Below are 24861 nucleotides of genomic sequence, written 5' to 3'. Positions count from 1 at the left end.
CCCCTCCCTCCGGGGGCGCATCCCGGCGGCCGGCCGGCCCCACCACTCCCCTGCCCCCTCACCCCGTTCCCGTCCCTCATCCGCGCCCTTCCGGAAGGCCCCCTATGCCCGAGCCCCGAAGAAGCGGCGGGCACCGACTTCTGAGCCGCCGTACCGTCCTGGCCTCGGCCGCCGTCGGTCTCAGCACCGCCCTGACCCCCGCACTCTCCGCCTGTTCCGCCGCGAACGGCGGCACGTCCGGCGGCATCACCCTCAGGTTCTCCTGGTGGGGCAACGACGACCGTGCCGCGCGCACCGAACAGGCCGTGCGGCTGTTCGAAAAGGAACACCCCGGCATCAGAGTCCGGACGTCGAACTCGGACTTCGGGTCGTACCTGCAGAAGCTGGCCACCCAGGCCGCCGGCGGCGGGCTGCCCGACGTGGTCCAGCTCGACTACCGCCAGATCTCCCAGTACGCGGGCAGCAAGGCCATCCTGCCGCTGGGCGACGCCATCGACGACGGCACGATCCGTACCTCCGAGCTGGACGCGGGACTGCTGCGCACCGGCAGCTACGAGGACAGGCAGTACGCCCTGCCCATGGGCCGCGGCATCACCGGATACGCCTACGACTCCGCCCTCTACCAGAAGGCCGGCATCCCCACGCCCCGGCCCGGCTGGACCTGGGAGGAGTGGGCGGAGGACAACAGGAGGATCGCCGCCCTGCGGCTGAGATCCCCCGACGGGCGGCCCGTCACGGGCGCAGGCGACGGCGGCGGCAACGAGGACGTCTTCGAGGACTGGCTGCGCAGCCGCGGCGGACAGCTCTACGCGAGCCAGACCCGCCTCGGGTTCACCGAGGACGACCTCACCGGCTTCTGGACGTTCTTCGACACGCTCCGCAGACAGGGGGCCGTCGCCGCCGCCGAGGACACGGCACAGGCGAACAGCACCGAGACCTCCCCCATGGGCCGGGGCCTGGCCGCCGCCGACTTCACCTGGGACGCGCCGTTCCCCGGGTACACGGCGCTGCTCGGCGACGGCACCCACTTCGCGCCGGTGCCCACGACCGACGGCCACGCCGGCGCGTACTTCAAGCCGTCGATGCTCGTGGGCGTCGGCGCGCACACCGCGCACCCCAAGGAAGCGGCCCAGTTGGTCGACTTCCTGGTCAACGACCCGCGGGCCGGTGACGTCCTCGGCTTCACCCGGTCCACCCCGCCCAACAGGACGGTCGCCGGCCGCGTCGCCAAGACCCTTGAGGGTGCGGAGAAGGAGATCTATGACTACGCCGTGAAGATGGAGAAATACGGCCTGAGCCTCCCGCCGACCGCGCCCCCGCGGGGCGATCTGGCGATCCAGACCGCCTTCAAACGGGACTACCAGCGTGTGATGTTCGGGCTCGCCACCCCACGGCAGGCGGCGCGCGAACTCATCGACGAGGCCAACAGGGAGCTGAGGTCATGAGCACGGTGTCGACCAGGGCGCCCGCGCGCGCCGGCCGTACGCAGGAAACGCGGTCGCCGGCCAGGCGCCGCCGCGGACGCGAACAGCAGTGGCCCGCCTTCGTGTTCCTTACGCCGTGGATGATCGGTGCGGTCGTGCTGACCCTGCTGCCGATGGCCGTGTCCCTGTACCTGTCGTTCACGGACTACAACCTGTTCGACCCGCCGCACTGGGTGGGCCTGCGCAACTATACCGAGATGCTGACCGAGGACCCCCGCTACTGGCGCTCGGTCGGCACCACCCTGCTGTACGTCGTGATCGCCGTGCCCCTCAAGCTGGCCGCCGCGCTCGGGGTGGCGATGCTCCTGAAGAACCTCGGGCGCGGTCGCTCCTTCTACCGCTCCGCGTTCTACGCGCCCTCCCTGCTCGGCGCGAGCATGTCGATCGCCCTGGTGTGGCGCGCGCTGTTCAATGACGGCGGCTCGGTCTCCCACGTGCTGGACGCCGTCGGCATCCACGCCGGCGGCTGGGTCGGCAACCCCCACCTGGCGGTGTACGCGGTCGTCCTGCTGACGGTGTGGCAGTTCGGCGCCCCCATGGTGATCTTCCTGGCGGGGCTGCAGCAGATCTCGCCCGACCTCTACGAGGCCGCCGCGCTGGACGGCGCGAGCCGCCTGCGGCAGTTCCTCTCCATCACCGTGCCGATGCTGTCCCCGGTCGTGTTCTTCAACCTGGTGCTGGAGACCATCCAGTCCTTCCAGGTGTTCACCCCGGCCTTCGCGATCAGCGGCGGCGACGGCGGCCCCGCCGACTCGACGCTGTTCTACACGCTGTACCTCTACGAGCGCGGCTTCACCGCCTCGCACATGGGTTACGCGGCGGCGATGGCCTGGCTGCTGCTGATCGTGATCGGCATCGTCACCCTGATCCTCTTCAGGACCTCCCGGTCCTGGGTCTTCTACGCGGACGAGGAGGGACGATGAACCTCGCCCCCAGACGATGGCTGCCGCACACGCTCGCCGTCGTCAGCCTGCTGGTCCTGCTCTACCCCGTGGCCTGGCTCCTCGCCACCTCGCTCAAACCGGCCGACGAGGTGGTGACCAGCCTCGATCTGTGGCCCAGCCACCTGGAATGGTCGAACTACACGACCGCCCTGGACGGTGTGTCCGGCGTCTCCGTCACCCGGCTGCTCGGCAACACCCTGCTGATCGCCGCGGGTGCCGTCGTCGGCAACGTCCTGTCCTGCTCACTGGCCGCCTACGCCTTCGCCCGGCTGCGCTTTCGCATGCGCGGGCCGATGTTCGGCTTCATGGTGGCGACGCTGATGCTGCCCCACCACGTCGTGCTGATCCCGCAGTACATCATCTTCAACCGGCTGGGCATGGTGGACTCGTACTGGCCGCTGATCCTGCCCAAGTTCCTGGCCACCGAGGCGTTCTTCGTCTTCCTCATCGTCCAGTTCATGCGCGGGCTGCCCCGCGAACTGGAGGAGTCGGCCCGTATCGACGGCTGCGGTGCGTTCCGCACCTACTGGGCCATCACGCTGCCGCTGACCCGGCCCGCGCTCATCACCACGGCCATCTTCACGTTCATCTGGACGTGGAACGACTTCTTCACGCAGATGGTCTACCTGTTCTCGCCGGACAAGTTCACCATCACCCTGGCCCTGCGCAGCTTCGTCGACCAGTCCAGCACCTCCGCGTACGGCCCGATGTTCGCCATGTCGGTCATCTCCGTGCTGCCGATCGTGCTGTTCTTCTTCGTCTTCCAGCGCTATCTGGTGCAGGGCGTGGCCACCTCGGGACTGAAGGGCTGACGGCACATGACCCAGGTCTCCTCCCCCTCCGCCAAAGGCCGCCGGGAACCCGGCGAGGTCTTCGGCAACGGCTTCACCCTCTTCGCCGACATGCTGCTGGTGGGCCTGCTCACCAGCGCCACATGCCTGCCGGTCGTCACGGCGCCCGCCGCGTTCGCCGCCGCGTCGGCGACGCTGCGGCCGGCCGCCGGCCACGGCGCACCGGTCGGGACCGCCGCGTACCTCGCGCACCTGCGCGCCCGCCTGTCCGTCGCCTCCCTGGCCGGTGGCCTGCTGGCGCCGGTGCTCGTGGTGATCCTGCTGATCGACATGGGTCTGCTGGACAGCGCGCTGCCCGGAGCGCCCGCCGTGGCCCTCGCGCTCGTCCTGCTGGTCCTCGGCGCCGCCGTCGTGGCGCTGCGCGCCACGGCGTTGCAGGCGCCGCACCGCCTGTCCGTGCGCGAGGCGCTGCTCCGCTCGGCCGCCGACCCGCGCGGCACCCTCCTGCTGGCGGCCGGCGTGGTCCTGGCCGGACTCCTCGCCTGGTCGATACCGCTGCTGATCCCCCTGCTGCCCGGCCCGCTCGCCTTCGCCGCGACGGTCGTGGACATCCGCTCGGCGCCACACCACGGTTCCGGCTGAGCCACCGATGCGCGACCGCATCATCGCAGCGGCGAAGAGGCTCGCCACGGGCGCACCCGTGCGGATCGCGCACCACCGTCCCTGGTCCCGAACGTCCGTGTACGACACGACCGGAGCTCCCGCATGCCCATGCCCCGCACCCACCTGGACGCCGCCGGCCATCCGCGGCCGCAACTCGTCCGGGACCCCGACTGGCACGATCTGAGCGGACCGTGGCAGTTCGCCCACGACGACGCCGACCGCGGCCGGTCGGAACGCTGGATGGCCCCCGGCACCACCGGGCCCTTCACCGCGACCATCACCGTGCCCTACCCACCGGAGTCCGAGTCCTCCGGCATCCATGACACCGGCTTCCATCCCGTCCTGTGGTACCGGCGCACCGTCGAAGTGGCCCCGCCCGCGCCGGGCCGCCGTCTCCTGCTGCACTTCGGGGCGGTCGACTACCGGGCCGAGGTATGGGTGAACGGCCACCCGGTGGGCCGGCACGAAGGCGGCCACACGGGCTTCACCTGCGACCTCACCGACGTCGTCGACCAGGACGGCGCCCAGGTCGTCGTGGTCCGGGCCGAGGACCAGCCGGGCGACGCCGCGCAGCCCCGGGGCAAGCAGGACTGGCGCCGCGACCCGCATGTCATCTGGTACCACCGCACCTCCGGGATCTGGCAGCCGGTATGGCTGGAGGAGGTCCCGGACGAGCATCTGACGGCGGTGCAGTGGACACCCGACGTCGCCCATGCCCGCGTCCGCTGCCAACTGCGCCTGAGCCGCCTGCCGAGCCGGCCGCTGCGGGCGACGGTCCGCTTCGCCCTGGGTGATCGCCTCCTGGCGGAGCAGCGTGTCCTGACGGACGGCCAGGACACGGTGTTCGACATCGCGGTGCCCGCCCTGCGCCACGGACAGGAACTCGACGACCTGCTCTGGAGCCCGGAACGCCCGCACCTGACCGACGCGTCGGTGGTGCTGAGCGACGCCGCCGACGACACGCCCGTCGACAGCGTCACCTCCTACGTCGGGCTGCGCGACCTCGGCTGGGACGACGGCGTCTTCCTCCTCAACCACAAGCCCTACTTCCTGCGCTTCGCGCTCCAGCAGGGTTACTGGCCCGCGTCCCACCTGTCCGCCTCGGCCGACGAACTGCGCCGCGACGTCGAACTGGCCAAGGACATCGGCCTCAACGGGCTGCGCATCCACCAGAAGATCGAGGACCCGCGCTTCCTCTACTGGGCCGACCGGCTCGGGCTGCTGCTGTGGGAGGAGATGCCGTCCGCCTACACCTTCGGCACACCGACCGTGCAGCGCGTGATCAGCGAATGGACCGAGGCCGTCACCCGCGACCTCAGCCACCCCTCGATCGTGGGCTGGGTCCCGGTCAACGAGTCCTGGTCCGTCCCGAACCCCGCTCTCGTCCCGGAGCAACGGCACTTCATGGACGCCCTCTACCACCTGACGAAGGCCCTGGACCCCTCGCGCCCCGCCGTCTCCAACGACGGCTGGGAGATCTCCGCCGCCGACATCTGGGGCGTGCACGACTACACCCAGCACGCTGAGGAGCTGCGGGAACGCTACGGCCACGCGTCTCTGCGCCGGGGCGAGCTGGTCGAGCGGTGGCCCGGCGCCAGGCGGCTGACCCTGGCAGGCACCCGGCACGAGGGGCAGCCCGTCGTCCTCAGTGAGTTCGGCGGGGCCACCTTCGAGCCGGCGCAGGGGCAGGAGTGGTTCGGCTACGACACCGTCGCCACGGAGCAGGACTTCGCCGACCGGCTGGCCGGTCTGGTGGGGGCGGCGGTGGACTCCGGTCTCGCCGGCTTCTGCTACACCCAGTTCACCGACACCCTCCAGGAGACCAACGGGCTGCTCACCCCGGACCGCCGCCCCAAGATCCCGCTCGCCGACCTGCGCGCCATCCTCACCCGGCCCCGCAGGCAGTCCCCGCCCGGGGCCTGAGGCGTGCCGCTCCCGCACCCGGCGCATCAGGGTGCGGGAGCGCGGGAAGCACAGGCGGCCTGCCGACGGACATGAGCGCCGCCGGCTCGCAGGAGGATGCGGGCGCGGGTGCGCGGCGCCGAGCACGGGCAGGCCGGCAAGGAGAGAATCATGTCGAAATGCGCGCCGCGGAGGGTCACATGGCCGCCCGCGGAAAGCGCCCGGATGATCTCGATCGCCTCCTCCAGCCCTTCCTCCCGCCCATCGATCGACGGTCAACCACTGCCCGCCCCGTGCTCTCCCAGGCACTTGCCCGAGCCGGGCCCAGCCGGACCGGGGCGCCGCGGGAGCGGCGTCCCCGCGGGACCGGGTCCCCCGAAGCAGGCTCGTGACGGCCCTCGCGCTCACGGCGGCGGCGGGAGAGGATGCCTGGTATGAGTGTGCGCCCGCTGCCCCAGAGCACCCCCGCCGCCCAAGGCGTCGACGCCGACGGAGTCCACGCCTTCCTCGACGCCCTCGAAGCGGCCCCCGGCATAGAACCCCACAGCCTGATGATCCTGCGCCACGGCCACGTGGTCGCCTCCGGCTGGTGGGCGCCGTACGCCGAGGACCGTCTTCACCTCCTCTACTCGCTGAGCAAGAGCTTCACGGCGACGGCCGCCGGCCTCGCCGCCGCGGAGGGCCTGATCCGGCTGGACGACCCGGTGATCTCGTACTTTCCGGAGTTCGAGGCGGAGATCACCGATCCGCGCAGCCGCGCGATGCTGGTACGGCACGTGGCGTCGATGGCCAGCGGCCATGTGGCGGAGACCCTGGACCGCGCGCGTGCCATGGACCGGGAGGAACTGGTGCGCGGCTTCCTGCTGGTGCCGCCGGACCGCGACCCGGGCACCGTCTTCGCCTACAACCAGCCCGCCACCTACACGCTCGCCGCGATCGTCCAGCGGGTCACGGGCCAGTCGCTCATCGACTACCTGCGTCCGCGCCTGTTCGAACCGCTCGGTATCGGCGAGGCGGCCTGGCAGCGCGACCGGGCCGGACGCGACGTGGGTTTCTCCGGTCTGCACGCCACCACGGACGCCGTCCTCCGGCTCGGCCGGCTGTACCTCCAGGGCGGGATGTGGGAGGGCGAGCGTCTGCTGCCCGAGTCGTGGGTGGCCGAGGCCACGCGGGTGCAGGTCTCCAACGGGGATTCCCTGAGCGGGACCGACTGGCAGCAGGGCTACGGCTTCCAGTTCTGGATGTGCCGGCACGGCTACCGAGGTGACGGCGCCTACGGGCAGTTCTGCGTGGTGCTGCCCGAGTACGACGCCGTGATCGCGACGACCGCGGCGACCGTGCAGATGCAGCAGGTGCTGGACCTGGTCTGGGAGCATCTGCTGCCCGCCTTCCGGCCCGGTCCACTGTCTGACAGGGAGCGGACGGACGCAGCGCTGACGGAACGCCTCTCGGGGCTTGCGCTGCCGCCCGCCGGGGGCAAGCCCGCGCCCGCCGAGCGCGCCGAGGAGTGGGCGGCCGTCGAGTTCACCCCGGCCGAGCCGCTGGCCAGGACGACATCCGTGGAGGTCGCGGCCGGCGCCGACGGCACGCGCCTCACCCTTGTCGAGGACGACGGTCACCGCATCGAACTGCGGCTGGCGGAGAACGAGTGGAGCATCGCCGAGGAACCGGTCCCGACCGCGGTCAGCGGCGGCTGGACGGACACCGGCACGCTGACCGTGGACGTGATCTTCCTGGAGACCCCGCACCGGCTCACACTGACCTGCTCCCTGCCCGACCGCACATTCACCGCACGCTGGCACACCGAGCCGCTGCAGCCGCTGCCCCTGCGGGCGATGGGGGCGCCCCGCCGCTAGGACGTCTGCCCACAGTCCCGCCGGGGCGGCGGAAAACCAGGTGGACTCGGCGTACTGCCTGGGTAAGGTCGGGCAATGTCCGAGCTGAAGCAGCTGTGTGCCGGCCATGCCCCGGCGGTCCTGGCCTTCGAGCTGGCGAACCGCGCCTACTTCGCCGCTTCGGTCCCCGATCGCGGCGACGACTTCTTCCACCGGTTCGCCGACCGGTACGACGCCTTGCTGGCTGAGCAGGAGGCCGGCATCTGCGCCTTCCACGTGCTGGTCGCCGAGGACGGTTCGGTGCTCGGCCGGTTCAACCTGGTCGACATCGAGGACCACACGGCGGAACTCGGCTACCGGGTCGCGCAGCACGTCGCCGGCCGTGGCGTGGCGACCATGGCCGTCCGGGAGCTGTGCCGGCTGGCGGTGGCCCGACATGGGCTGCACACGCTGCGCGCGGCCACGGCCCACCAGAATGCCGCGTCCCAGAAGGTGCTGGTCAAGGCCGGGTTCGTCCCCGTCGGCCCGGCCGACCCGGTCCACCTCGGCGGTAAGCCAGGCACCTGGTACCGGCGCGACCTGGTGCTCCCCTGATCGGACTCGGTGTCCGGGCGGGATAAGCCAAATCTCTTGGAATCCTCCCGGACCGGCACCTCATCGAGTGATTTCCGTCCATATTCGTATCTCTGGCAGTGGTCGGATGGCATCGTCTTGCTTGGCGGATCACGCCGGGTTTTCCATGACGAAGAACGCCGATCAGAATGAGCCGGTCGGTGACGGCAATCTCGGAGTGGCCTGGGGGGATGACGTATTGGTTCATCTGCCTGGGGAAGAGAAACGGGGACCGGATCGGGGAGTGTGTGTGACAGGAAGAATGGAGCAATCCCCGTGATGTTGAGGCCCTTGCATCCGCCTTCCCGCGTGTATCAGAGTCCGCTGCTCGACAGTACGCGGTGGAACTCCTATACGCCCCGAAGCGGTGACATCATCATTTCCACCGCCACCAAGGCCGGCACCACGTGGACGCAGAAGATCGTGGCATCGCTGATCTTTCAGAGTATCCGTCTGCCTCTTCCGCTCATGGAGCTGAGCCCATGGCTCGACATGGGTATCGCCCCGCTCCCCGATGTCATGGCGTCGCTTTCCGGCCAGCGCCATCGGCGTTTCATCAAAACGCATCTGCCCCTGGACGCGCTGCCGTTCTATGCGGAGGTTTCCTATCTGGTGGTGGGCCGGGACCTGCGGGACCTCGCCCTGTCCACCCACCACCACGCCCGCAGTATGAGTTCGGCCGGGCCGCGTGCCGCCGTCGCGGCGGCCATGGAGAGCCATGGCGAGAAGGACGCTTCGTCGTTCATTCCTCCGGAAGTACCCGAGGACGTGCACGCGTTCTGGCGGGAGTTCTTCACCCGTAGCGCATATCCGTGGGAAGAGGACGGCTGGCCCTACAATTCGCCCACCCATCATCTCCGTTCCTGGTGGGAACACCGGTCCGAGCCCAACATCTGCTTCCTGCACTACCAGGACATGCTGGACGACCTGGAGGGCCAGATGCGCCGGCTGGCCGATTTCCTCGGCATCTCCGTCGACGCCCGCCTCTGGCCGGACCTGGTGCGGGCCTGCACCTTCGCCGAGATGAAGGCGAAAGGGCACGAGATCTGGGACTCGGGCCTCTCCGGCTCCGCACTCGGGACGTGGAACTTCTTCCACAAGGGCACGAGCGGCCAGTGGCACACCCTGTGTTCCGAGGACGAACTCGCGCTGCACGACGAAGTACTGCTGCGGCTCCCCGAGGACCTTCGCTCCTGGCTTGCCCGCGGCGCATCGCCGTTTTCGACGTGAGCGATGCCACCGCCCGGGTCTCGGTTCCGTTCCGGTGGCCGCGTCAGCCCGGCGGACGCTTGGGTACGACGAGTTCCCGGCGCAGCTTCATCACCAACGTGCGGTGCTGGTTGTAGCCGCGGGTCTCCACGCCCACCTGACCGCGGCCGTCACGTTCGGGGATGTCGCGCTTGGCGTACACCTCGCTCTCCGCGTAGAGGGTGTCTCCGTGCAGAACCGGCGCATGGTGCTCGATCTTCTCGAAGCCGCAGTGGGTGATGGCACGCCCCGCCACATCCGCCTCGGACAGGCCCAGTAGCAACGAGAAGACATAGCTTCCGATGACCAGTGGTTGTTTGTACCGGGTCGCGGTCTCGGCGTAGTGGGCGTCCAGGTGCAGGGGGTGTCGCACCATGGTCAGAAGGGAGAACAGGTGGTGGTCGTACTCCGTGACCGTCTTGCCCGGCCAGTGGCTGAAGACCTGTCCGGCCTCGAATTCCTCGAAATACCTGCCGAAGCTCAATGAACACCTCTTCAGGGGAGTGGACGGCAGTGGTCGTCCGGTCGGGAATGCCCTGTCCCGGGGATCACTTCCATGCAGGTCCCCCGGCCGAATCCCACGATCAGCCCAGAGCCCCCGATCGTGCTCCGGCTCGGAGCAGAACAGCGGAGCGCCTTCTCACCGCCGCCCCGGGCCGCGATCGCCGTGCGGGCGGACGGGAAGGGCCCGCAGCGCCCGCAGGAGGACACTGGTGCGTTGACGTGCTCACCTAATCCAGCCTGCCGCCGACGGAGCCGGTCAGGGTCCTGTCTGAACGGCTCATGGCCGACGGACACTGCGAGCGCTTTGCTTCAATGGTGAGTGCGCCGTGAATGGGGTAGGCCCGTTCTCGGTTCTGCCGGTTGTGTGCCTTGTTCAGCCCTGCGGACTCAGTCCCGCCACGGCCAGGCGGAACAGCCGGTCCGCCTGGGCGGCGGGGTCGGGGTAGTGTTCCGTGGCCAGGACGATGCCGACGACCAGCGTGATCAGGTCGGCGACAGTGACGCCTGTCGCCAGCGCGCCGTCCTGCACGGCGCGGCGCAGCAGAGGGCCTGCCGCCTCTTCCAGTGCCGCCGAGCAGCTGTTCTCGTGCACCGGGCCGTCGTAGGCCAGTGCGGCCGCCAGCCCCCGGGCGGAGACGGAGTAGGCGACGACGTCATCAAGCCATTCCAGGAGCGCGTTCCGGCTGTCGCCCTTGCCGGTCAGCTCATGGGCACGGACGCACAGGGCCTCGATCCGTTTCCGGGAGACTGCTTCCAACAGTGCGCGGCGCGTGGGGAAGTGTCGGCGCACGGTTGCTGAGCCGACCCCCGCGGTGCGGGCGATCTGTTCCAGGGAGGCGTCGGCACCATGGGCAGCGACCTCCTCCTCGGCCACGGCGAGGATGCGCGTGTAGTTGCGTCGGGCGTCCGCACGCTGGCGCTCGGGCATGGCATCACCTCCAGGATTGATAATTGGCGGGCCTCGCCGTATCGTACCGAAGCAGAAACGGCGGGACCCGCCGTTTAATCGGCGAGTAACCCGAGGAAGCGCCATGTCCACAGATCCCGCACCCGTCCTGGTCACCGGCGCTACCGGCAGGCAGGGCGGGGCCACCGCCCGCGCACTGCTCGCGGCGGGCGTTCCCGTCCGCGCCCTGGTGCGCGACGCAGCCACCGACCGGGCCAAGGCCGTCGAGGCATTCGGTGCCGAGCTGGTCACCGGCGACCTTCACGACCGCGATTCCGTGATCCGGGCCGCCGAGGGCGTCTGCGCCGTCTTCTCCGTGCAGATGCCCGGCATCACCGCGGAAGGCTTCGATTTCGAAGGGGAGGTGGCCCAGGGCGTCAACCTCATCGAGGGCGCGAAGGCCGCCGGAGTGCCGCAGTTCGTGCACACATCCGTCACCGGCGCCGGCCAGCACACCGAAACTCCCGGTTGGGCCGAAGGCCGCTGGGCTTCGATGGAACCCACCCTGGGCGCCAAGAGCGCGATCCAGGACCGGGTTCGCGCGGCCGGTTTCCCCCACTGGACCCTTCTCAAGCCGGGCTTCTTCATGGAGAACTTCCTCCCGTCCATGGCATTCCTGTTCCCGCGCGGCATAGAGGGCGGCCTAGTGAGCGTTCTGAACCCCGAGACGCGGCTGTCCCTGGTCGCGGTGGACGACATCGGCAGGGCAGCCGCCGCGGCCATCACTGCGCCGGAGCGATTCGGCGGAGTCGAACTGGAGTTGGCGAGCGACTACCTGTCGATGACGGAGGTCGCAGAGGTTCTCTCACGTGCTCTGGGCACACAACTGTCTGCGCCGGACATGACCGAGGAGGAGGCCCTCGCCGCCGGAATGCCAGCGATGGGCGCCACCCACGAGTGGCTGAACGTGGCCGGCCAGCCTGGCCGCCCGCAGTACGCGAGGGACCTCGGCATCCCACTCACCAGCTTCGAGGAATGGACGCAGCAGCACATGCGGCCCACCGCCTGACCCGGCCCCGAGTCTCACCTGGTCCGTCACCTGGCCAACGGAAGACGGCTGGCGCGTCACGGCCGCTTCGGAGGGGCTCCCGGCCGTCGCCTGGTACACGATGATCACCTGTTGCTCGGCGCTGCCGACGGTGAGCGCCAGCCTTCGCAGGGCGAGGCTGCCGGCTACCGGGTGCGCGAAGCGCTTGAGTTCGTCCGGGGCGGGCCGCGTCTCGTGCCGCGTCCACAGACGACGGAACTCTTCGTCCGTCTCCAGCTCGGCGACCAGGCGGACGGTTTTGGGGTCGCGTGGGTCGGCTTCGGCGCGCAGGGCTGCTGCGGTCTGCGCGGCTACCTCCGCCCAGTCGGGAAAGAGCCGGCGGGACGCCGGGTCGAGGAACACCGCTCGGACCAGGTTGCTCCCGGGCTCATACATCGGGGCGAGAGCACGGGCCTGCTTGTTCGCCGCCAGCACGTCGAAGCACCGGTCGCGCACGTACGCAGGGCGGTCCGCCCAGCGGCACGGGCACATGTGCCGCAGCCGGGCCGTGATATTCCGCACCGGCAACCCGGATACTTTCCAGGTAGGGCCGCAGTTCGATGCCGAAGAACTGTGGCGAGACGCCGGACACAGCCACGTCGACGGACTCCTCAAGCGAGCGAAGGGGGTTCGTCAGCCTCGTGGCTGCCCTGGCGAAGTCGACTGAACCCGGGTCTGATTCGACGAGTTGGGCGCAGATGTCGATGGGAGACATCGTCGAATAGAGACTCTGTTTCACCGACTGGATGAGAAGTTTCTCGGGCAGTTGGCCGGTGAAGGTCCGTCGACGGGGGCCGTCCGGGTTCCAACGGGAACTGCTGAAAACGTTACTGACCTGGCCAGGGCGGTCATCACGGTCGACGCCCTGCACACGGCGAGCGACACTGCGCCGGCCGTCATCGGCCGGCAACCGTGAACACGGGCCACGGCGGCCAGGCCCGCCGCACGATCCAGGCCGTGCCGACTCCGGCCTGGATCGAGTTCGCCGGCGCCGCCCGGGTCGCGCAGGCCCGCGACCCGCAGCGAACACTGAAGCTGCTTCAGGCTGCATGAGCGGCTTTGCCGTGTCCCTGGCGGCCGGCCTGGCGTTGCGAGAAGCCGACTCAGGGGCGCCTGGCGCGCCGGGGACCAGGCCGCCCGGCTCAGCCGCGGTCGTGGAGGGTCACCTGGTAGCCGTCGGGGTCCGCGAATGTGAAAGTGCGGCCGAACGGCCCGTCGACGGGCGCTGACACGATCGTCGTGCCGGCGGCGGCGAGGGCGTCGTGGATGTCCTGCGCGTCGGGGGCGTGCAGCCACAGCGCCATCCCCTGGCCCGGCTGCGCGATCGCGTCCAGGTCGACGCCCGCGACGACGTCGCGGACGGCGAACGCGATCGGCTTGGTGTCGAACACGACAGCGTGCGGCGGTCCCGCGTCAGAGCGCTTCAGCCCCAGGTACTGCTCGTAGAAAACGGCAGAGCGCTCCAGGTCGCGCACCTGCAGTGAAATGAAGTCGGGTCCGGTGACGGCCACGATTCTTACCTCCTCATCGCATGTCAGTCTCCTGACATACCGCACTGTATGTCAGACTACTGACATGAGTCAAGGTGAGCCCGGAATCGAGCTGGACACGTCGCTGGGGTACATGCTGAAGGCGGCCGCGAGCGCTCTGCACTCCGCTCTGGAGGCCGTGCTGAGTCCCCTGGGCATGACGATCACTCACTACTCCTGCCTGGAGCTGCTTGCCCAGCGACCGGGTCTGTCCAACTCCGAGCTTGCCCGCGGCGCCTTCGTCACCCGGCAGTCGATGAACGTGCTCCTGCAGGCCCTCGAACGCCAGGGGCTCGTCGTCCGCCCGGCACGGGCACCCGTGGGCAGGGCCCTGCCCACCGAGCTGACCGCCCGCGGCCGCCGCCAGCTCGAAGTGGCCAGCGCCGCGGTTCGCCGCGTCGAGCAGGACATGCTGGCCAATCTGGATGCCGGCGAACAGGATCAGATGCGGCGCCTGCTCACCACGTGCATCGCCTCACTGACCGAACCGCCCGCATCGGCGACCTGACTGCTCCGGAATTCACGCCTTTGCCGTGTCCCCGGGCGCAGACCGGCCGTCGCCCCGCTGCCCGACCGAGCACTCAGCGGGCGTGCTCCGCGGCACGTGTGCCGGGCACTCCCGGCCGGACCGCGGTCGGCTCGTCATGCTCTCCGTCGTCCTCGGTCTGTCCTCGGAGCGCACCGCGGAGCAGGAACCGAGGTGTCCACCAGTTCCCCCGGCCGAGAAGGATCATCGCCGCGGGAAGGACGACGGCGCGGATGACGGTGGCGTCGATGAGGATCGCCGCGGCGAGTCCGACGCCGAGTTGTTTCATGTCCAGGGTCGAGAGTGTGCCGAAGACGGAGAAGACGGCGACCATCACGACAGCGGCACTGGTCACGGTGCCGGCCGAGCCGATGATGCCGCGTTCCACCGCCTGCTCGGTCGTCAGGCCGGCACGGGCTCCTTCCCGGATCCGGCTGACGACGAAGATGTGGTAGTCCATCGACAGCCCGAACAGCACGACGAAGAGGAACAGCGGCAGCCAGGTGACGATCCCGCCGTTGGACCGGAAGCCCAGGAGTCCCTCGGCCCAGTGGTTCTGGAAGACCCAGGTCAGCAGTCCGTAGGAGGCGCCGGCGGACAGGGAGTTGAGTACGAGCGCGGTGACGGCGATGACGGGTGCCCGGAAGGTCGCCAGCAGCACCACGAAGGTGAGCACGAGCACGAGGCCGATCGCCCATGGCATCGCACCGGCCACGTCGGAGGCGAAGTCCGCGTTCAGCGCCGTCCAGCCGCCGACCGCGTACTCGGCGTGCGGTACCTCGGACAGGGCGGCGGGAACCAGTTGCCCGCGCAGTGCGTCCAGGGCCTGTCCGGCTTCGCCGCTGTCTGCGGGATGGGGCACACCTATGTCCAGGACGGACACCGTCCGGTCGGCCGAGGTCTGCAACCGCGGCGTCCGGTCCTGGGCGAACAGCCGGTCCTGCCCCGCGCGCTCGCCCAGCCGGTTCAGCGCCTGCCGCACCGAGGGCGCTTCCGCTGCCGGGGCCCGCACTGCGATCTGGAGCGAGGTGCCGGTGCTGGGGAAGGCGGCCACCAGCCGTTCCTGGCTGTGCGTGATGGGGATCGAGCGGGGCAGGTCGGCGGTGCCGGGCAGCTTCAGGGTCATGCCCAGGGCGGGTGCGGCCAGCGCCAGCAGCCCGGCGACGGCGATGACGAAGGTCGGTATCGGGTGCCTCAGCGCGGGCCGCAGAACCGTCGGCCAGAAGCGGCCGCCGCCCTCCTGCCGGGCGGTCAGCCGCCACACCAGCGGGACGCGCGGCCGGTCCAGTCTGCGGCCGAGCCCGGCGAGCAGCGCGGGAAGTACGGTGACCGACCCGATGACGGCCACGGCCACCACGAGGATGGCGCCGATCGCCAGCGAGTGGAACGTGGCACTGTCCGCGATGAACATGCCGCACATGGCGACGGTCACGGCGACTCCGGAGACCACCACGGCGTGCCCGGAGGTCGCCGCCGCGATCTCGACGGCGTCCGCCGGCGTCCGGCCCTTGGCCCGCTCCTCTCGCTCCCGCCGCAGGTAGAAGAGGGAGTAGTCCACGCCGACCGCCATCCCGATCAGCAGGATGACGCTGTCGAGGACTTCGGTCGCCGGTACCAGATGGGAGGTCAGCGCGGACAGTCCGATGGCGGCGGCCACGGACGAGAGGGCCAGCAGCACCGGGACACCGGCGGCGATCAGCGCGCCGAAGGCCACCAGCAGGATGGCCAGGGTGACGGGGATGCTGACGAGTTCCGCCCGCCGGAAGTCGCCGCTGACGCGGTCGTCCAGGGCAGCGGTCAGGGAGGCGTCACCGACTTCCTCCACACGCAGGTGCGGGTACGTCCGGGCGACGGCCGCCGTCGCGTCGAGCAGCGGCTGGACGTGCGCGCCCGCCTCGTCCGCAGGCTTCGTCATCTGCGCCCGGACGACGAGGGCTGACCCGTCGGGTGCGGTGACCGCCCGCTCCACCCGCTCCACTTCGGCCAGCCTGGTCAGGCGGGCCGTGACGTCGGCGGCCGCGCGGCGGGCGGTGGCCTCCTCCAGGGTGCCGGCGTGCGCGGTGATGAGTACGTTCTCCACGGCGGGGTCCGCGAACCGGCCGCTGTCGACGATCTCCAGGGCGCGGCGGGCCTCCCCCGCTGTCAGGTCCGAGTCGTTCGTCCGCGTGCCGGTCGCGCTCCCCGCGCCGACGCAGACCACGACGAAGATGATCCAGGCGCAGATGGCCTTCCAGGGGTGTGTCGCGCTCCACCGCGCGATCCCTACCGTTGTCATCCGGCGTGCCACTGTGGTCGTGTCTCTCTCTTCGTACGGTGTCAGTTGGCGGTGGCCGGGAGGGGCTTGCCCAGCATGGTGCAGACGGCGGCCTCGACCACCTTGCGGTCGGCGGCGCCCACGGCCGGCACCCGCAGCCCGAACAGGGTCGTGGTGACCACGGTGACCGAGCGGGTTCCGGTCTCGTCCGTGTAGTTCTGGCTGGCGTACCCGCCCACCGCGCCGGTGTGCCCCCACACGGGTCCGCACGGGCCGGCGTACTTCTCCAGGCCGAGCCCGTAGCGCGTTCCGTCCGGCTCGTCGGGTGTCTCCGCCACGGTGGTCTTCATCGCGGCGAGTTGCCCCGGGGCGAGGAGCTTCCCGGACGCCAGGGCGCGCAGGAACCGCTGTTCGTCGGACGGTGTGGAGACGACGGCGGCCGCGGCCCAGGCCCAGGCGGGGTTGAGCGCGGTGACCAGCACGTGGTCGCCGCGGGCGGGACCGACGAACGCCGTGCCCTCGGGTGCGCCGGGCGGCAGCAGCGGCGCGAGATGCGCGGCGTCCGGCTCGTAGCCTGCTGCCAGTTCGTCGCCGTCCCGGGAGGTGTTGCCGGTGGCCAGATACGTGTCGCGCAGGCCGAGCGGGCGGATGATGCGCTGCCGCAGCAGCGTCGGCACACTCTGCCCTGACGCCTTCTCCAGGACCAGACCCAGGGCCACGTAGTTGGTGTTGCTGTAGGAGAACTCCGAGCCGGGACGGGCCACGGGCGGGTACTGCGCCGCGACGGCGAGCAGTTCTCCGGGGGCGACGTCGGACGGGTCCGCGCCCGTCTCGCGGGCGAGGACACCGGGGTCGTTGATGTAGTCGAAGAGTCCGCTGGTGTGGTTCAGCAGCATCCTCAGCGTGATGTGCCGTCCGTCGGGTATCTGTCCCGGCAGCCACTTCTCCACCGGGTCCTGGAGCGAGAGCCGTCGCTCGGCGGCGAGTTGGAGGGTCAGTACGGCGATCATGGTCTTGGTGTTGGAGCCCATGCGGAACCGGTCGTCGGCGGAGAGCCTGTGGTCCTTCCGGGTCCACCGGGCCTGTCGTGCGAGCGAGATCGTCCTGCCGCTGCCGTCGTTGACCCGCACCACCACTCCGGGCGCGCCCGCGGCCACCTCCTGCCGCATCAGCTCGGACAGTCGCGCGACCGCCGAGGTGTGGTGGCCGGGCCTGCTCGCAGAAGCAGTCGACTGCGTGTCGGACACCGCGTTGCCCGGCACCGCGGAGGTGCTCAGGGCGGCTGCGGCAGCCACTGCGACGGCAGCGGCCCGGAAGCTGCGTCGAGTGGAAAGATGCTGGTCAGCGGGTCGGGACTGCACGGGCTCCTCCTGGGACTGTGGTGACGCGGTTGCTGCACCCATTCAGTCGGGAAAGGCGACGGAGGTCGTCACTCGTTGTCGTGCAGTTTCGGCACCCCGCTGCCGCTCTTGTGGCTGACAGCGGGTACGCCGGCCGTCATGCCAAGGAGTGACGAGGAGCGCCGGGGCGTGCCAGGGCCGGTCCGTGCAGAGGCGGTCCGGCCAAGGGCGGGCCCGGCAAAAGCCGGTGCGGCCAAGGGCCGGTGCGAGAAGTGCCGGTCCCACGAAGGGCCGGTCCGTCCGCAGGCATGCCCGGGCCGTGGGCAAGCCCGGCCATAGGCAGGCGCGGCCTTCAGCGAGCGAAGGCAGGCACGTCCAGGCCAGGAACAGGCGGGGGGGGCAGGCCAGGAGCGTCAGTTCAGGGTGCGCCGGGCCAGCACCGCCGCCTGAGCGCGGCTCTGGCAACCGGTCTTGGTGAGCATGCGGCTGACGTGCGTCTTCACCGTGTGCAGGCTGACCATCAGCCGTTCGGCGATCTCCGCGTTGCTCAGCCCCTCGCCGACCAGGCGCAGCACCTCGCGCTCTCGCGGCGTCAGGTCGGTGAGCCGGGCGAGGTCGCCTCCGTCAGGAGGCCGACGGGTGGCGAGGTGGCTCGCGATGATGCGCTCGGTGACGGGGGGACTGAGGGTCCTGTGCCCGGCCACCGTGGCCCGGACTGCGGCCGCCAGTTCCTCGTAGGAGCTGTTCTTCAGCAGGAACCCCGAGGCCCCCGCGGCCAGCGCCCGGTCGACGTATTCGTCGACGTCGAACGTGGTGAGCATGAGTACCTGCGAGCGGCTGGATCCCAGTAGTCCGCGCCGGCCCAGCTCCGCCAGTGCCCACAGTCCGTCGCGGCGCGGCATGCGGATGTCGAGCATCAGGACGTCGGGGCCCAGCCGCGCGCACGACTCGACCGCTTCCTCACCGTTGCCGGCCGTGCCGACGACGGTGATGTCGTCCTGGCTGTCCAGGATCGCGGCCAGACCGTCCCGGATGATCCGTTCGTCGTCCGCGACGAGCACAGTGATCGCGTCAGACATCGGCGGCATCCAGCCGGGCCGACGCCGTCGGCAGCACCGCCACCACCTGGAATCCGCCCTCAGCGGTCGGACCGGTGCTCACCTGTCCGCCCAACGCCTCCGCCCGTTCCTTCATGCTGACCAGTCCGAGACCGGCGCCCCACGTACCGTCCGCCGTCTCCTGCGGTCGGGTGTTCACCACCTCGCACCGCAGCAGACCCGAGTCCTCGGTGACCGTGACGCGCACCCGCGCTCCGGGAGCGTGGCGGCCGACATTGGTCAACCCTTCCTGAACGATACGGTAGGCGGCGAGTTGAAGCGGCTGCGACAACACATCCGGGTCCGCATCGATCCGTGCGTCCACCCGGGCGCCCGCGGCCCGGCTGCGACTCAGCAGTTCCGCCAGGTCACGCAAGCCCGGTGTGGGCTGCAACGGAGCCGTTTCCTCGGATCCGCGCAATACCTTCAGCAGATCCCGCAGTTCACCGCCTGCCTGTCGGCCGGCCATGGCGAGGCCGTCGATCTCGGTGCGGGCCCACACCGGCAGGTCGCCACCGCGGGCCCGCAAGGTCTCCGCGCGTACCACGAGCAGGGTCAGGGAGTGGGCGACCACGTCGTGCATCTCACGGGCGAGCCGCACTCGTTCCTGCTGCGCCGCCTGATCTTCCCGCCGCTGCTGTTCACGCCGCATGTCCGCCACCCGCCGGGCCGCGCCGACCAGTCTGATCCGGTGCGTGCGGGCGGCGGATCCGATGGCCCACGCCAGCGGCATCGGTGCCAGGACGGCTATCACGTCGGAGCCGCCGGTGAGGTCCGCGGTGGCCGCGGTCACCCGGTTGATCCACGCCCCGGCACCCACGAGCACACCAGCGGCGAGCACGGCCAGCCCCGTACGCACCCAGTTCGTGCAGGAGTTGCCCAGGCCGTACAGGGCGACCGCGAGCGGCAGGCTCAGCAAGGGGGACAGCCGGGCGCCCTCGGCCGCACCCGTGACGAACACCGCCACCAGGCTGCTGACCACCACCAGGAAGACGGTCACGGGAAACCTGCGTCGCGCCATCAAGGCGACGATGCCCACGGCCTCGTACGCCGCCACCAGCCAGAGGGCTCGCGGAGACGTATCGATGTTCGGTTGCATCAACACCGGTGGGCACAGGGTCAGTGCGACAAGCCCCAGGTCGGCGCCCAACAGGCGCCAACGCACACGGCCGCGGCCGAGATCTTCCGTCATGGACCGACATTAGAGGTATCGGTTCCGGTGATCGTCACTCCTAGGGACTAGGAGGTCTGGTCTGTTCCAGTGGTGGCGCCGAGCCGACGGCCGGGGCGGGCGCGTCCCGCTGCAGGACGATCTCGCCCCGATCGCCCAAGATCCTGTAGCTGTTGCCGGCTCCGGCCGGCGAGCCGGCCGGTCCGACGCCGAGCGTGCCGCTCGCGTCGACCGCAGGCTTGATGTCACTCCGGCCTGTCCGGTGCAGGTCACGTACGCGGTCCCGAAGGGCACGGACGCCTCCACGGGACAATCAGCACGCACGGGGTGACGCCGCCGGGAGACGGCCCGTGGGGGACCGAACCTCCTGGCGGACCTCCTGGCGCACTGTGCTCATCCTCACATCCGCTCCGTCACCTACGGTGATTTACTAGGACGTCCTAGTATGTTTGACCGTCGCATCACGCACCGCTGTTCCCCCAATCCTGTCCGAGAAGGCAGCCCAATGAGCACGTTGCACCGGCCCGTGCACCCAGTCCGCCTGGTCACGGCCTCAGCCCTGTTCGATGGACACGACGCATCCATCAACATCATGCGCCGAATCTTCCAGTCCCAGGGCGCCGAGGTGATCCACCTCGGCCACAACCGGTCGGTACGGGAAGTCGTGGACGCCGCGATCGAGGAGGATGCGCACGGCGTGGCGGTCTCGTCCTATCAGGGCGGGCACGTCGAGTACTTCGAGTACCTGGTCGAGTCGCTACGCGCCCAAGGAGCGGGCCACGTCCGCGTCGTGGGCGGCGGGGGCGGTGTCATCGTGCCCGAGGAGATCACCCGGCTGCGCGAAAGCGGGGTGACCATCTTCTCGCCTGAGGACGGGCAGCGCATGGGCCTGGCCGGAATGGTCAACTCCGTGCTGCGCGACTGCGACTTCGACCTGTGGGACGGCAAACCGGCCGATCCGGCCGGCGTCCTCGCGGGCGACCGGTTCGCGCTCGCCCGCGCCGTCACCGGCGCCGAACTCGGCAAACTGCCCCCGGAAGTCCTGGAGCAGCTCCGCGCCACCGCCGCAGCGCGGGTCACACCTGTACTGGGCATCACCGGCACCGGCGGTTCGGGGAAGTCGTCGCTCACCGACGAACTGGTGCGACGTTTCCGGGTCGACCAGCAGGACAAACTACGGATCGCCGTGATCGCGGTCGACCCGACCAGGCGACGCGGCGGCGGTGCACTGCTCGGCGACCGGATTCGGATGAACTCCCTCGACGGGAACCGGGTGTTCTTCCGGAGCCTGGCCACCCGCGGCAGCCACGAGCTGCCCGAGCACCTGGCCGAGGTGATCGACGTGGTGAGGGCGGCCGGGTTCGACCTGGTGATCGTGGAAACGCCCGGCATCGGCCAGGGGGATGCGGCGATCGTGCCGTTCGTCGATACCTCGATGTATGTGATGACACCGGAGTTCGGAGCCGCCTCGCAGCTGGAGAAGATCGACATGCTCGACTTCGCCGACGTCGTGGCGATCAACAAGTTCGAGCGGCGCGGCGCCAAAGACGCACTGCGTGACGTGGGACGCCAGCTGGTGCGCAACCGCGAGGAATTCGGCAGGCGTCCCGAGGACATGCCGGTGTTCGGCACCTCGGCGGCCACCTTCAACGACGACGGAGTCACCGCGCTCTACCAGCACCTGAAGACCACCCTGGGGGACAAGGGGCTGGCGCTGTCCGAGGGCCGGCTGGCACCGGTCGACGTCCGCCACTCCTCCGGCATCCGCCAGGTGGTCCCCGCGGACCGGGTCCGCTACCTCGCGGAGATCACCGACACCGTCCGCGCCTACCATGCCGAGACCGGTCAACTGGCCGAAGCGGCCCGGCGGGTGCAGCGGCTGGAGACGGTCACCACCGAACTCAAGCAGGCGGGTTGCGACGCGGACAACATCAGTCCGCTGCTCGCGGAGGCACGACGGCAACTGCCCTATGACATCACGGAGCAGATCGCGCACTGGCCCTCGGTCGTAGCCTCCTACTCCGGCGACGAGCAGGTCGTGACGGTCCGGGACAAAGAGATCCGCACCCAGCTCACCCGCGCATCGCTGTCCGGCACCAGGATCCCCCGCGTGGCCCTGCCCCGCTTCACCGACCACGGCGAACTGGTGCGGTTCTGGCGCGCGGAGAACCTGCCCGGCCGCTTTCCGTTCACAGCCGGGGTCTTCCCCTTCAAACGGGACGGCGAGGATCCGGCCCGCATGTTCGCCGGCGAAGGCGACCCTTTCCGCACCAACCGCCGCTTCAAGCTGCTGTCCGAGGGCCAGCCCGCCACCCGTCTGTCCACCGCCTTCGACTCGGTCACCCTCTACGGCCGTAACCCCGACAACCGACCCGACATCTACGGCAAGGTCGGCACATCCGGCGTCTCGGTGGCCACGCTGGACGACATGAAGGCGCTGTACGAGGGCTTCGACCTCGCCGCGCCGGCCACGTCCGTCTCGATGACGATCAACGGTCCCGCACCGACCATCCTCGCGTTCTTCCTCAATACCGTGATCGACCAGCAGATCGACCGGTTCCGGGCCACAGAGAACCGCGAACCCTCGCCCGGGGAGGCGGCGGAGCTGCGCGCACACGCTCTGGCGAACGTGCGTGGCACGGTCCAGGCGGACATACTCAAGGAGGACCAGGGCCAGAACACCTGCCTGTTCTCGACCGAGTTCAGCCTGCGGATGATGGCGGACATCCAGGAGTGGTTCATCGCACACAAGGTGCGCAACTTCTACTCGGTGTCCATCTCCGGCTACCACATCGCCGAGGCCGGCGCGAACCCCATCAGCCAGCTCGCCTTCACCCTGGCCAACGGCTTCACCTACGTCGAGGCATACCTCGCCCGAGGCATGCACATCGACGACTTCGCACCCAACCTGTCATTCTTCTTCTCGAACGGCATGGACCCCGAATACGCGGTTCTCGGCCGAGTCGCCCGCCGTATCTGGGCCGTCGCGATGAAGGAGAGATACGGCGCGGGCGAGCGGTCCCAGAAACTGAAGTACCACGTCCAGACCTCCGGGCGCTCCTTGCACGCCCAGGAGATGGACTTCAACGACATCCGCACCACTCTGCAGGCGCTCATCGCGATCTACGACAACTGCAACAGCCTGCACACCAACGCCTACGACGAGGCCGTCACCACCCCCACCGAGGAGTCCGTCCGCCGGGCCCTGGCCATCCAGCTGATCATCAACCGGGAATGGGGCCTGGCGATGAACGAGAACCCGCTCCAAGGCTCGTTCATCATGGACGAGCTCACGGACCTCGTCGAGGAGGCCGTTCTCCAGGAGTTCGAGCGGATCAGCGAACGCGGCGGTGTGCTCGGAGCGATGGAGACCGGATACCAGCGCGGCCGCATCCAGGACGAGTCGATGCTTTACGAGCAGCGCAAGCATGACGGCAGCCTGCCCATCATCGGCGTCAACACCTTCCGCAAACCACACGCCGACACCGTCGAACCCGCCACCATCGAACTCGCCCGCGCCACCGAGCAGGAGAAGCTCTCGCAGCTCCAGCGGGTGCGGGACTTCCAGGCGGGCCACCAGGAGCCGGCCCACGCCGCCCTGGCCGCCCTGAGAACCGCGGCCGCGGACGGCCGCAACGTCTTCGCCGTCCTCATGGACGCCGCCCGGGTCTGCTCGCTCCAGCAGATCACCGACGCCTTCTTCGAGGTCGGCGGCCAGTACCGCCGTAACGTCTGAAACAACGGAGGGGAACCCCGGAGAGAACCCGTCACCCGCCTCGGTGTGGCCGGCTGCGGCCTCATGGGCTCCGGCCGGCCGAGGCCGCCGCCCGCGAGGATCTCGGCGTCCGCGTCGCCGCACCCACCCCGAAGCCGTCGAGGTGGCCGGGAAGCACCGGCTCGGTGCGGTGCGGAGCCCCCCGAGCCGGTCCGAAGGGCGGAGGATATGACCATCTCTCGATTTTTATTTCTGATATCGGCCACAACAGGGGGAACGCCTGTTCAGTGGGTGTCGATCACCGCGGCCACACGCCTCGGAGCGGGTGCCGACCCCACGTATGCTCCTGTGCATGAATGCTGTGCAACCTGCCCGCAAGCGTGACAGTGCCGCGACACGCGAGGCGATTCTCGCCGCGGCTGTGGTGGAGTTCACGGAGCACGGTTACGCGAGGGCCGGCGTCCGGCAGATCGCTGAGCGGGCGGGCGTGACGGCGATGATGATCAACCGTTACTTCGGGTCGAAGGAAGGACTGTTCGCCCAGGCGGTGGACCGGGCTTTCGGGCCGCCGACGGTGGTCGGCGACGAAAGCCAGAGTCCGTCGCGAGAGATCGCGCACACGCTCGCCGAGCGCACCGCGCCCGGTGCCGAGCGTCTCGATCCGTTCCTGCTGATGCTCCGTTCGGTGCAGGATCCCGAGGCGGCGGATGTCCTTCGCCGGGGCATCGAGGCGCACGTGGGTGCGCGCCTGGCGGGGCTGCTGGGCGGCCCCGAGGCGGAGGTGAGGGCCCAACTCGGGCTGGCTCTGGTCGCGGGGACGTGGCTGCTGCGTACCGTCGTGGGTACGTCCGCCCTCGCCGAGGCCGACAACGACAGCCTCGCGGATCTTCTGACGGGCATGCTCCGCCCGGTCACCGGGGAGGCGGATGCCGCAACTGCCGCTGCCGCCGAGGACATCCCCGGGTAGCCGGCGGCAGGAAACCGCCCGCCGCGAAGAGGTGGCGGTGCCGGTACGGATCGTGCCGTTGCCGTTCGGCACCCGTACCGGCCGTGGCCGTCCGGCCTGTTGCGTTCAGAACGCCGAGCGGATGAGTCCGCCGTCGACGCGGATGGTGGCGCCGCTGACGTACTGGGCGTATTCGCTGCACAGGTACGCCACCGCCGCCGCGATCTCGTCTGGCTCGCCGAAGCGCTCCTGGTCGTTCGGGATGAGGGCGTTGACGGCGTTGGGCCCGATCTCCTCCCAGGTCTCACCCCAGCCGCGGGCGGGGCC

General features: G+C 69.9%; 22 protein-coding genes and 1 pseudogene. 13 read left to right on the top strand and 10 right to left on the bottom strand.

Annotation, left to right across the window (positions count from 1 at the left end):
• Positions 1–104: 104 nt before the first annotated feature.
• The 8 genes from ACFYPJ_RS20335 to ACFYPJ_RS20300 all read left to right on the top strand — a co-directional run bounded on the left by ACFYPJ_RS20335 (position 105) and on the right by ACFYPJ_RS20300 (position 9461).
• Positions 105–1445, top strand: a complete 1341-nt coding sequence (locus ACFYPJ_RS20335) for an ABC transporter substrate-binding protein (protein ID WP_389018795.1) — start codon at positions 105–107, stop codon at positions 1443–1445.
• Positions 1442–2407, top strand: coding sequence for a carbohydrate ABC transporter permease (locus tag ACFYPJ_RS20330; protein WP_389018791.1), 966 nt, complete (start codon positions 1442–1444; stop codon positions 2405–2407). Before ACFYPJ_RS20335 ends, ACFYPJ_RS20330 begins: the two co-directional genes overlap by 4 nt.
• A complete protein-coding gene (locus ACFYPJ_RS20325; RefSeq protein ID WP_389018788.1) occupies positions 2404–3240 on the top strand; it encodes a carbohydrate ABC transporter permease in 837 nt (278 codons plus the stop codon). The genes ACFYPJ_RS20330 and ACFYPJ_RS20325 overlap by 4 nt, the downstream gene beginning before the upstream one ends.
• Positions 3241–3246: 6 nt before the next feature.
• Positions 3247–3861 (top strand): hypothetical protein, encoded by a 615-nt coding sequence (locus ACFYPJ_RS20320; RefSeq protein WP_389018785.1) that lies wholly within the window; start codon positions 3247–3249, stop codon positions 3859–3861.
• Between the two features lie 123 nt (positions 3862–3984).
• Positions 3985–5805, top strand: a complete 1821-nt coding sequence (locus tag ACFYPJ_RS20315; protein WP_389018783.1) for a glycoside hydrolase family 2 protein — start codon at positions 3985–3987, stop codon at positions 5803–5805.
• 413 nt (positions 5806–6218) lie between these two features.
• On the top strand, positions 6219–7640 hold the full coding sequence (locus ACFYPJ_RS20310; RefSeq protein ID WP_389018781.1) for a serine hydrolase domain-containing protein: 1422 nt from the start codon (positions 6219–6221) through the stop codon (positions 7638–7640).
• Positions 7641–7715: 75 nt separating this feature from the next.
• The gene (locus tag ACFYPJ_RS20305) at positions 7716–8213 is read left to right on the top strand and encodes a GNAT family N-acetyltransferase (RefSeq protein WP_389018778.1); all 498 of its coding nucleotides are present in this window, start codon (positions 7716–7718) and stop codon (positions 8211–8213) included.
• 309 nt (positions 8214–8522) lie between these two features.
• On the top strand, positions 8523–9461 hold the full coding sequence (locus ACFYPJ_RS20300) for a sulfotransferase domain-containing protein (protein WP_389018775.1): 939 nt from the start codon (positions 8523–8525) through the stop codon (positions 9459–9461).
• 43 nt (positions 9462–9504) lie between these two features.
• Here ACFYPJ_RS20300 and ACFYPJ_RS20295 read toward each other — a convergent pair whose 3' ends face one another.
• The gene (locus ACFYPJ_RS20295) at positions 9505–9963 is read right to left on the bottom strand and encodes a MaoC family dehydratase (RefSeq protein ID WP_389018772.1); all 459 of its coding nucleotides are present in this window, start codon (positions 9961–9963) and stop codon (positions 9505–9507) included.
• Between the two features lie 393 nt (positions 9964–10356).
• The gene (locus ACFYPJ_RS20290) at positions 10357–10911 is read right to left on the bottom strand and encodes a TetR/AcrR family transcriptional regulator (protein ID WP_389018769.1); all 555 of its coding nucleotides are present in this window, start codon (positions 10909–10911) and stop codon (positions 10357–10359) included.
• Between the two features lie 103 nt (positions 10912–11014).
• Here ACFYPJ_RS20290 and ACFYPJ_RS20285 point away from each other — a divergent pair, with 103 nt between their 5' ends.
• The gene (locus ACFYPJ_RS20285) at positions 11015–11938 is read left to right on the top strand and encodes an NmrA family NAD(P)-binding protein (protein WP_389018766.1); all 924 of its coding nucleotides are present in this window, start codon (positions 11015–11017) and stop codon (positions 11936–11938) included.
• A gap of 66 nt (positions 11939–12004) precedes the next feature.
• Here ACFYPJ_RS20285 and ACFYPJ_RS20280 read toward each other — a convergent pair.
• Together ACFYPJ_RS20280 and ACFYPJ_RS20275 are read right to left on the bottom strand one after the other, a co-directional pair.
• Positions 12005–12448 (bottom strand): annotated as a pseudogene (locus ACFYPJ_RS20280) (XRE family transcriptional regulator); the annotation flags it as partial.
• A complete protein-coding gene (locus ACFYPJ_RS20275) occupies positions 12345–12827 on the bottom strand; it encodes a monodechloroaminopyrrolnitrin synthase PrnB family protein (RefSeq protein WP_389018763.1) in 483 nt (160 codons plus the stop codon). The pseudogene ACFYPJ_RS20280 and the gene ACFYPJ_RS20275, both read right to left, overlap by 104 nt.
• A 41-nt stretch (positions 12828–12868) precedes the next feature.
• Here ACFYPJ_RS20275 and ACFYPJ_RS20270 point away from each other — a divergent pair, with 41 nt between their 5' ends.
• Positions 12869–13009 (top strand): hypothetical protein, encoded by a 141-nt coding sequence (locus ACFYPJ_RS20270; protein WP_389018760.1) that lies wholly within the window; start codon positions 12869–12871, stop codon positions 13007–13009.
• A gap of 89 nt (positions 13010–13098) precedes the next feature.
• Here the strand turns inward: ACFYPJ_RS20270 and ACFYPJ_RS20265 are convergent, their stop codons facing one another.
• Positions 13099–13467 carry a VOC family protein gene (locus tag ACFYPJ_RS20265; protein ID WP_389018757.1) on the bottom strand — a complete coding sequence of 123 codons (369 nt, stop codon included), beginning with the start codon at positions 13465–13467 and terminating at the stop codon, positions 13099–13101.
• A gap of 64 nt (positions 13468–13531) precedes the next feature.
• Here ACFYPJ_RS20265 and ACFYPJ_RS20260 point away from each other — a divergent pair, with 64 nt between their 5' ends.
• Positions 13532–13993: a MarR family winged helix-turn-helix transcriptional regulator gene (locus tag ACFYPJ_RS20260; protein ID WP_389018755.1), complete on the top strand. Its 462-nt coding sequence runs from the start codon at positions 13532–13534 to the stop codon at positions 13991–13993.
• A 73-nt stretch (positions 13994–14066) separates the two neighbouring features.
• On the opposite strand, the gene ACFYPJ_RS20255 is transcribed toward ACFYPJ_RS20260, so the two are convergent.
• The 4 genes from ACFYPJ_RS20255 to ACFYPJ_RS20240 all read right to left on the bottom strand — a co-directional run bounded on the left by ACFYPJ_RS20255 (position 14067) and on the right by ACFYPJ_RS20240 (position 19894).
• Positions 14067–16286 (bottom strand): MMPL family transporter, encoded by a 2220-nt coding sequence (locus ACFYPJ_RS20255; protein ID WP_389018752.1) that lies wholly within the window; start codon positions 16284–16286, stop codon positions 14067–14069.
• 41 nt (positions 16287–16327) lie between these two features.
• On the bottom strand, positions 16328–17626 hold the full coding sequence (locus ACFYPJ_RS20250) for a serine hydrolase domain-containing protein (RefSeq protein WP_389018749.1): 1299 nt from the start codon (positions 17624–17626) through the stop codon (positions 16328–16330).
• 392 nt (positions 17627–18018) lie between these two features.
• Positions 18019–18684, bottom strand: coding sequence for a response regulator (locus ACFYPJ_RS20245; RefSeq protein ID WP_389018746.1), 666 nt, complete (start codon positions 18682–18684; stop codon positions 18019–18021).
• Positions 18677–19894 (bottom strand): sensor histidine kinase, encoded by a 1218-nt coding sequence (locus tag ACFYPJ_RS20240; protein ID WP_389018743.1) that lies wholly within the window; start codon positions 19892–19894, stop codon positions 18677–18679. The genes ACFYPJ_RS20245 and ACFYPJ_RS20240 overlap by 8 nt, the downstream gene beginning before the upstream one ends.
• Positions 19895–20378: 484 nt before the next feature.
• On the opposite strand from ACFYPJ_RS20240, the gene icmF reads away from it, so the two are divergent.
• Both icmF and ACFYPJ_RS20230 read left to right on the top strand, forming a co-directional pair.
• Complete coding sequence (gene icmF / locus ACFYPJ_RS20235) at positions 20379–23609, top strand: fused isobutyryl-CoA mutase/GTPase IcmF (RefSeq protein WP_389018741.1); 3231 nt, start codon at positions 20379–20381, stop codon at positions 23607–23609.
• Positions 23610–23940: 331 nt separating this feature from the next.
• Positions 23941–24555: a TetR/AcrR family transcriptional regulator gene (locus tag ACFYPJ_RS20230; RefSeq protein ID WP_389018738.1), complete on the top strand. Its 615-nt coding sequence runs from the start codon at positions 23941–23943 to the stop codon at positions 24553–24555.
• A gap of 105 nt (positions 24556–24660) precedes the next feature.
• Here the strand turns inward: ACFYPJ_RS20230 and ACFYPJ_RS20225 are convergent.
• Positions 24661–24861 (bottom strand): SDR family oxidoreductase (locus ACFYPJ_RS20225; protein WP_389018736.1); only part of this gene is annotated, 201 nt, incomplete at its 5' end.

The organism is Streptomyces sp. NPDC006012, assembly GCF_042871185.1.
In the GTDB taxonomy this organism is placed as follows: Bacteria; Actinomycetota; Actinomycetes; order Streptomycetales; family Streptomycetaceae; genus Streptomyces.
This window is presented reverse-complemented; position numbering and strand designations above follow the sequence as displayed.

What these genes read in the sequence shown, in the direction of transcription:
- ACFYPJ_RS20325 (WP_389018788.1), top strand. Translation starts at nt 2,404, where the DNA reads ATGAACCTCGCCCCCAGACGATGGCTGCCGCACACGCTCGCCGTCGTC.
- ACFYPJ_RS20320 (WP_389018785.1), top strand. Translation starts at nt 3,247, where the DNA reads ATGACCCAGGTCTCCTCCCCCTCCGCCAAAGGCCGCCGGGAACCCGGC.
- ACFYPJ_RS20245 (WP_389018746.1), bottom strand. Translation starts at nt 18,684, where the DNA reads ATGTCTGACGCGATCACTGTGCTCGTCGCGGACGACGAACGGATCATC.
- ACFYPJ_RS20330 (WP_389018791.1), top strand. Translation starts at nt 1,442, where the DNA reads ATGAGCACGGTGTCGACCAGGGCGCCCGCGCGCGCCGGCCGTACGCAG.
- ACFYPJ_RS20315 (WP_389018783.1), top strand. Translation starts at nt 3,985, where the DNA reads ATGCCCATGCCCCGCACCCACCTGGACGCCGCCGGCCATCCGCGGCCG.
- ACFYPJ_RS20305 (WP_389018778.1), top strand. Translation starts at nt 7,716, where the DNA reads ATGTCCGAGCTGAAGCAGCTGTGTGCCGGCCATGCCCCGGCGGTCCTG.
- ACFYPJ_RS20240 (WP_389018743.1), bottom strand. Translation starts at nt 19,894, where the DNA reads ATGACGGAAGATCTCGGCCGCGGCCGTGTGCGTTGGCGCCTGTTGGGC.
- icmF (WP_389018741.1), top strand. Translation starts at nt 20,379, where the DNA reads ATGAGCACGTTGCACCGGCCCGTGCACCCAGTCCGCCTGGTCACGGCC.
- ACFYPJ_RS20285 (WP_389018766.1), top strand. Translation starts at nt 11,015, where the DNA reads ATGTCCACAGATCCCGCACCCGTCCTGGTCACCGGCGCTACCGGCAGG.
- ACFYPJ_RS20290 (WP_389018769.1), bottom strand. Translation starts at nt 10,911, where the DNA reads ATGCCCGAGCGCCAGCGTGCGGACGCCCGACGCAACTACACGCGCATC.
- ACFYPJ_RS20310 (WP_389018781.1), top strand. Translation starts at nt 6,219, where the DNA reads ATGAGTGTGCGCCCGCTGCCCCAGAGCACCCCCGCCGCCCAAGGCGTC.
- ACFYPJ_RS20255 (WP_389018752.1), bottom strand. Translation starts at nt 16,286, where the DNA reads ATGACAACGGTAGGGATCGCGCGGTGGAGCGCGACACACCCCTGGAAG.
- ACFYPJ_RS20260 (WP_389018755.1), top strand. Translation starts at nt 13,532, where the DNA reads ATGAGTCAAGGTGAGCCCGGAATCGAGCTGGACACGTCGCTGGGGTAC.
- ACFYPJ_RS20230 (WP_389018738.1), top strand. Translation starts at nt 23,941, where the DNA reads ATGAATGCTGTGCAACCTGCCCGCAAGCGTGACAGTGCCGCGACACGC.
- ACFYPJ_RS20335 (WP_389018795.1), top strand. Translation starts at nt 105, where the DNA reads ATGCCCGAGCCCCGAAGAAGCGGCGGGCACCGACTTCTGAGCCGCCGT.